This is a genomic window from Kitasatospora phosalacinea (assembly GCF_000717185.1).
GTDB lineage: Bacteria > Actinomycetota > Actinomycetes > Streptomycetales > Streptomycetaceae > Kitasatospora > Kitasatospora phosalacinea_A.
The window spans coordinates 36,997-42,996 of record NZ_JNYE01000068.1; the positions used below are offsets into that span (position 1 = coordinate 36,997).

The 6,000-nt window shown below is 73.8% G+C and carries 5 protein-coding genes; 1 reads left to right on the top strand and 4 read right to left on the bottom strand.

What is annotated here, in order from left to right; all coding sequences use genetic code 11:
* Positions 1–38 precede the first annotated feature (38 nt).
* The 4 genes from OO57_RS25870 to tdh form a co-directional block, all read right to left on the bottom strand.
* The gene (locus tag OO57_RS25870; protein WP_051778251.1) at positions 39–974 is read right to left on the bottom strand and encodes a Gfo/Idh/MocA family protein; all 936 of its coding nucleotides are present in this window, start codon (positions 972–974) and stop codon (positions 39–41) included.
* A 572-nt stretch (positions 975–1,546) separates the two neighbouring features.
* Entirely contained in the window at positions 1,547–2,467 is a 921-nt protein-coding gene (locus OO57_RS25875) for a LysR family transcriptional regulator (protein WP_033255056.1), read from the bottom strand.
* A 197-nt stretch (positions 2,468–2,664) separates the two neighbouring features.
* Positions 2,665–3,855, bottom strand: a complete 1,191-nt coding sequence (locus OO57_RS25880; RefSeq protein ID WP_033255057.1) for a glycine C-acetyltransferase — start codon at positions 3,853–3,855, stop codon at positions 2,665–2,667.
* A gap of 63 nt (positions 3,856–3,918) precedes the next feature.
* Complete coding sequence (tdh, locus tag OO57_RS25885; RefSeq protein ID WP_033255058.1) at positions 3,919–4,950, bottom strand: L-threonine 3-dehydrogenase; 1,032 nt, start codon at positions 4,948–4,950, stop codon at positions 3,919–3,921.
* A gap of 415 nt (positions 4,951–5,365) precedes the next feature.
* Here tdh and OO57_RS25890 point away from each other — a divergent pair.
* Positions 5,366–6,000 (top strand): carbohydrate binding domain-containing protein (locus tag OO57_RS25890; protein WP_033255059.1); only part of this gene is annotated, 635 nt, incomplete at its 3' end.

Genomic DNA, 6,000 nt, shown 5'->3' on the forward strand with positions numbered 1-6,000 from the left:
GTCCCGTCCCCGTCCAGCCCCCGTCCCCCCCGGGGGGCTCAGACCGCCTGGGCCTCGATGCGTTCGACGATCAGCTCGCACAGCTCGTGGGTGCGCAGGGCGTCGGCGGCGTCGAGCACCTTGCCGGAGCGGAGGGCGTCCAGGAAGTGCAGGACGACCTGCTCGATGCCGCGCTGGCGGGCGACCGGGACCCAGTCGCCGCGGCGGCGGACGGTGGGCTGGCCGCGGTGGTCGACGACCTCGGAGAGGTTGTGGACCTCGCGCTTGGAGTCGGCGCCGGAGACCTCCAGGACCTCCTCGGTGGAGCCCGAGACCCGGTTCATGATGCCGAGGGCGGTGAAGCCGCGCCCGGCCAGGGTCAGGACGAGGTGCTCGACCAGGCCGTCGCGGGTGCGGGAGCGGACGTCGACGTGCTCGATCTCGCCGGGGACGAGGAAGCGCAGGCTGTCGACGACGTGGATGAAGTCGTCGTAGACCAGGGTGCGGGCCCGCTCGGGCAGGCCCTCGCGGTGCTTCTGCAGGACGATCAGGTCGCGCGGGCGATCGGCGGCGAGCAGGTAGCCGGGGGCGTGGCGGCGGTTGAAGCCGACCAGCAGCGAGCGGCCGGTGTGCTCGGCCAGCGCGACCAGGCGGCGGGCGCCGTCGAGGTCGTAGGCGAGCGGCTTGTCCACGTACACGTCGACGCCGCGGGTGAGCAGTTCCTCGACGATCGGGACGTGCTGGTCGGTGGCGGCGTGGACGAACGCGGCCCGGATGCCGGAGTCGATCAGCTCGCCGAGGTCGGTGGTGCGGAACGGGAGGCGGTGGGCGTCGCCGATCCGGTCGAGCTTGGCCCGGTCCCTGGTCATCAGCCGCAGGTCGATGCCGGGCTGGGCGGTGAGGACGGGCAGGTACGCCTTCTGCGCGATGTCGCCGAGCCCGACGACCCCGATCGGGATCGGGGTCGTGCTGCGGCCGGTCTGGTGATCGCTCATCGGGCACTCCTGCGAGGGTGGTTGGTGGTCGTCCCTGACCATCCGGCAGCATATGCCAGGACGCTCGTTGAGCTGTCGGAACGCTGCTGGATCGGCCGATTCGCGTCGGTGCGGGCCGCGGCCGGCGGCCGCCGCCGGGTGCGCGGCGGCGCGTGCGCCCCGGCCCGGGCCGCCGGAAGACCGGTGGAGCCGGGCGGGCGGCCCTGCCACGATCGCGCGATGGGAATGCTCGATGCAGTGGCGGCCCGGGTGGCTGCCGGGGCCGCGGTGGAGTTCCGTCCGACGGGCTCCTCGATGGTGCCGCTGATCCGCAGCCGCCAACTGGTCTCGGTCGCGCCGGTCGACCCGGAGAGGCTCGCCGTGGGCGACGTCGTGCTGGCCCGCGTCTCCGGCACGGTCCACCTGCACCTGGTCCCGGCCCTGGAGCCGGCCCGGCGGCGGGTGCAGATCAGCAACAACCGCGGCCGGGTGAACGGCTGGACGGGCCACGACCGGGTCTTCGGCATCTGCACGGCGGTGGACGGCGCTCCCCGGCCCGGGGCGGCCGCGAAGGTGCGCTGGGGGGGGCGGGTTCAGGCCGGGTGGTCGAGGTGGGCCGCGGTGCGGGCGAGGGTGGCCAGCACGGGGCGGATCAGCGGGTGGAGTTCGGCGCCCGCCCGGGTGGCGGCGAAGACCCGGCGGGTGGCGAGGGGGCTGTCGACGGGGCGGACGGCGACGGCGGTGCGCTCGGTGTCGCGCAGCGCGGAGCGCGGGACGAGGGCGACGCCCGCTCCGGCGGAGGCCAGGGCGGTGACGGCGCGGAAGTCGTCGGAGGAGTGGACCAGGCGGGGTTGGAAGCCCGCGTGCTCGCAGGCGAGCAGGACGACGTCGTGGCAGGGATTGCCGGGGTAGGGGCCGATCCAGGGTTCGGCGGCGAGGTCGGCGACGGCGACGGGCCCGGCCGAGGCGGCCAGCGGGTGGTGCAGCGGGAGGACGGCGTCGAAGGGTTCGGCGTACAGCGGCAGGCGGGTGAGGCGGCGGTCGTCGGGGCGCGGGGCGCCGCGGTACTCGACGGCGACGGCGATGTCGGCGCGTCCGTCGAGGAGCATCGGCAGGCTGGCGTCGCCCTCCGCGTCCAGGACGCGGACCCGCAGGTCGGGGGCGGTGTCGGCGAGGGCGGTGACGGCGGGGGCGAGGACGAGGGCGATGCCGGTGGCGAAGGAGGCGACGGTGACCTCCCCGGCGGCGCCGGAGGCGTAGGCGGCGAGGTCGGCCTCGGCGCGTTCGAGCTGGGCGAGGACGGCGTCGGCGTGGGTGAGCAGGATCTCCCCGGCGGCGGTGAGGCGGACGCCGCGGCCGTCGCGGACCAGCAGGGTGTGGCCGGTCTCCTGTTCGAGGGCGGCGAGCTGCTGGGAGACCGCGGAGGGGGTGAGGTAGAGCGCGGCCGCCGCGGCGGTCACCGTCCGGTGGTCGGCCACGGCCCGGAGGGTCCGCAGCCGTCGTGCGTCGATCACGGGGTCGATTCTGCCAGCGCGGCGGGGCCGGTCGGGACGCCGGGTGGCCGGGGGCCGCTGTGGGGGTGGTCGGCGCGGGGAGCCGGGCCCGGCTCCCCGCGCCGGGCGGGCCGCCCCTGGAGGGGGGTCGGGGCGGCCCGCAGGGATGGCGCGGTCGAGGGTGCCCGCACCTGGTCCGTGTGCCGCGGGGCGGCGGGTCAGGCGTCCAGTGCGGCGCGGGCGTCGACGAAGGCGGCGACGGCGCGTTCGACGTCCTCGGTGCTGTGCGCGGCGGAGAGCTGGACCCGGATCCGGGCGGCGCCGTGCGGCACCACCGGGTAGGAGAAGCCGATCACGTAGACGCCGCGCTCCAGCAGGAGTTCGGCGAGGCGCCCGGCCCGGGCGGCGTCGCCGACCATGACGGGGGCGATGGCGTGCTCGCCGGGCAGGATCTCGAACCCGGCCTCGGTCATCCTCGTCCGGAACAGCTCGGTGTTGGCGCGCAGCCGGTCGCGCAGGTCGTCGCTGGTCTCCAGCAGGTCGAGCACGGTGAGCGAGGCGGCGGCGATCACCGGGGCGAGCGAGTTGGAGAACAGGTACGGACGGGAGCGCTGGCGCAGCAGGGCGACGATCTCGCGGCGGGCGGCGACGTAGCCGCCGGAGGCGCCGCCGAGGGCCTTGCCGAGGGTGCCGGTGACGATGTCGACGCGGTCCGCGACGCCGTGCAGTTCGGGGGTGCCGCGGCCGGTGGGGCCGACGAAGCCGACGGCGTGCGAGTCGTCGACCATGACCATGGCGTCGTAGCGGTCGGCGAGGTCGCAGATCTCGCGCAGCGGGGCGATGTAGCCGTCCATGGAGAACACGCCGTCGGTGACGATCAGGCGGCGGCGGGCGTCCTGGGTGTCCTGGAGCTGCTTCTCCAGGTCGGCGAGGTCGCGGTTGGCGTAGCGGTGGCGGCGGGCCTTGGAGAGGCGGATGCCGTCGATGATGGAGGCGTGGTTGAGGGCGTCGGAGATGACGGCGTCGCGTTCGTCGAGCAGGGTCTCGAAGACGCCGCCGTTGGCGTCGAAGCAGGAGGAGTACAGGATGGTGTCCTCCTGGCCGAGGAACTGGGAGAGGCGCTGCTCCAGTTCCTTGTGGACGTCCTGGGTGCCGCAGATGAAGCGGACGGACGCCATGCCGTAGCCCCAGCGGTCGAGGGCGTCCTTGGCGGCGGCGACCACGGCGGGGTGGTCGGCGAGGCCGAGGTAGTTGTTGGCGCAGAAGTTGAGCACCTGGCCGCCGTTGCCGGAGGTGACGGTGATCTCGGCGGACTGCGGGGTGCCGATGACGCGTTCCGGCTTGAACAGGCCGGCGTCGCGGATCTCGGTGAGGGTGGCGGCGAGGTCGTCGCGGACGTTCTCGAACACGGGGGTGTCGCTCCTAACGAGGGTTCAGCGGGCTTGCCGTGAGGGCACGTGCCGTGAAAGCGCTTACAGCGTCGTCCAGTCGAGGATGACCTTGCCGCAGTTGCCGCCGGCGGCCTCGTCGAAGGCGGCCTCGAAGTCCCGGGCGGCGTGCCGGCCGGTGATCACCGGGGTGAGGTCGAGCCCGCCCTCCAGCAGCACGGACATCGCGTACCAGGTCTCGAACATCTCGCGGCCGTAGATGCCCTTGATGGTGAGCATCGAGGTGACCACGTGGGCCCAGTCGACCGGGAAGTCCTCGGCGGGCAGGCCGAGCATCGCGATCTTCCCGCCGTGGGTCATGTTGGCGATCATCGACTGCATGGCCTCGGGGCGGCCGGACATCTCCAGGCCGACGTCGAAGCCCTCGCGCAGGCCGAGCCGGTGCTGGCCGTCGGCGATGGTGTGCTGCGAGACGTCGAGGGCGAGGGTGACGCCGAGCTCGCGGGCGAGGTCGAGGCGGTACGGGGAGACGTCGGTGATCATGACGTTGCGGGCGCCGGCGTGCTTGGCGACGGCGGCGGCCATGATGCCGATCGGTCCGGCGCCGGTGACCAGGACGTCCTCGCCGACCAGCGGGAAGGACAGCGCGGTGTGCACGGCGTTGCCGAACGGGTCGAAGATCGCGGCGACGTCGAGGTCGACGGGGACGCGGTGCACCCAGACGTTGGAGGCGGGCAGCGCGACGTACTCGGCGAACGCGCCGTCGCGGTTGACGCCCAGGCCGATGGTGTTGCGGCACAGGTGGCGGCGCCCGGCCAGGCAGTTGCGGCACTTGCCGCAGACCAGGTGGCCCTCGCCGCTGGCCAGGTCGCCGACGGCGACGTCGGTGACGGCGGCGCCGACCGCGGCGACCTCGCCGACGAACTCGTGGCCGATGGTCATCGGGGTCTTGATCGTCTGCTGGGCCCAGCCGTCCCACTTGCGGATGTGCAGGTCGGTGCCGCAGATGCCGGTGCGCAGGACCTTGATCAGGACGTCGCCGGGGCCGATCTCCGGTTCCGGGACGTCGGTCATCCAGAGTCCGGGTTCGGCGTTCAGCTTGACGAGTGCCTTCACGGCGAGCGCTCCTGACGCGGGGTTCGGGCGGGCCTGCCGGTCGGCGGGTCCGGGGGCGGGCCCTGCGGGGTGGCAGGACCGGTGGGGCGGCCCGGCGTGCGGCGGTCACCGGCCGGGCAGGGTGAAATCTGCCTGTTCACGGCGGGTGCGGTCCATCGAGTAATTCTTAACGGGTGCCACAGCTGGGCTGAACGATCGTGCCCGAGCTGGGCCCGGGCTCCGGCTCCGGCGTGCCGCAAGACACCCGGACGGAGCAGCGTTCCGGCCGTGCGGGGAGGGGGCGCGCGGGGTGGTGACAGTGCGTCAGCGCGCTGTCCGCGCTTTGACCTAGCCTTGACATAACCAATTGGTCCAGTCCATTTTGTTGTGCGCGCTCCCTACGCACCTCCGCCCCCATCCCCCACTGGAGGTACCCGTGCACGCCCCCAACCGCCGCGCCACCGCGGTCGGCGCCGCCGCGCTGCTGCTGGCGACGGCCGCCGTCGCCACCGTTCCGAGCAGCGCCAGCGCCGCGAACGTCCTGACCAACCCCGGTTTCGAGACCGGCACCCTGAGCGGCTGGTCCTGCACCGGCGGCACCGGGTCGGTCGTCTCGACCCCCGTCCACGGCGGCACCAAGGCGCTGGCCGGCGCGGTCAGCGCCTCGGACAACGCCAAGTGCACCCAGACCGTCACGGTGCAGCCCAACACCGCCTACTCGCTGACGAGTTGGGTGCGCGGCAACTACGTGTACCTCGGCGTCACCGGCGGCACCTCGACCTGGACGCCCTCCGCGTCCGACTGGAAGCAGCTGACGGTCAACTTCACCACCGGCGCCTCGCAGACCACCGCCGAGGTGTACCTGAACGGCTGGTACGGCCAGGGCACGTACTACGCGGACGACATCAGCCTGGACGGCCCCGGCGGGACCCCGTCGGACACCCAGGCGCCGACCGTCCCGGGCGGCCTGACCGCCACCGCGACCGCGGCCACCCAGGTCTCGCTCTCCTGGGGCGCGTCGAGCGACAACGTCGGCGTGACCGGCTACGACGTGTACCGCAACGGCACGCT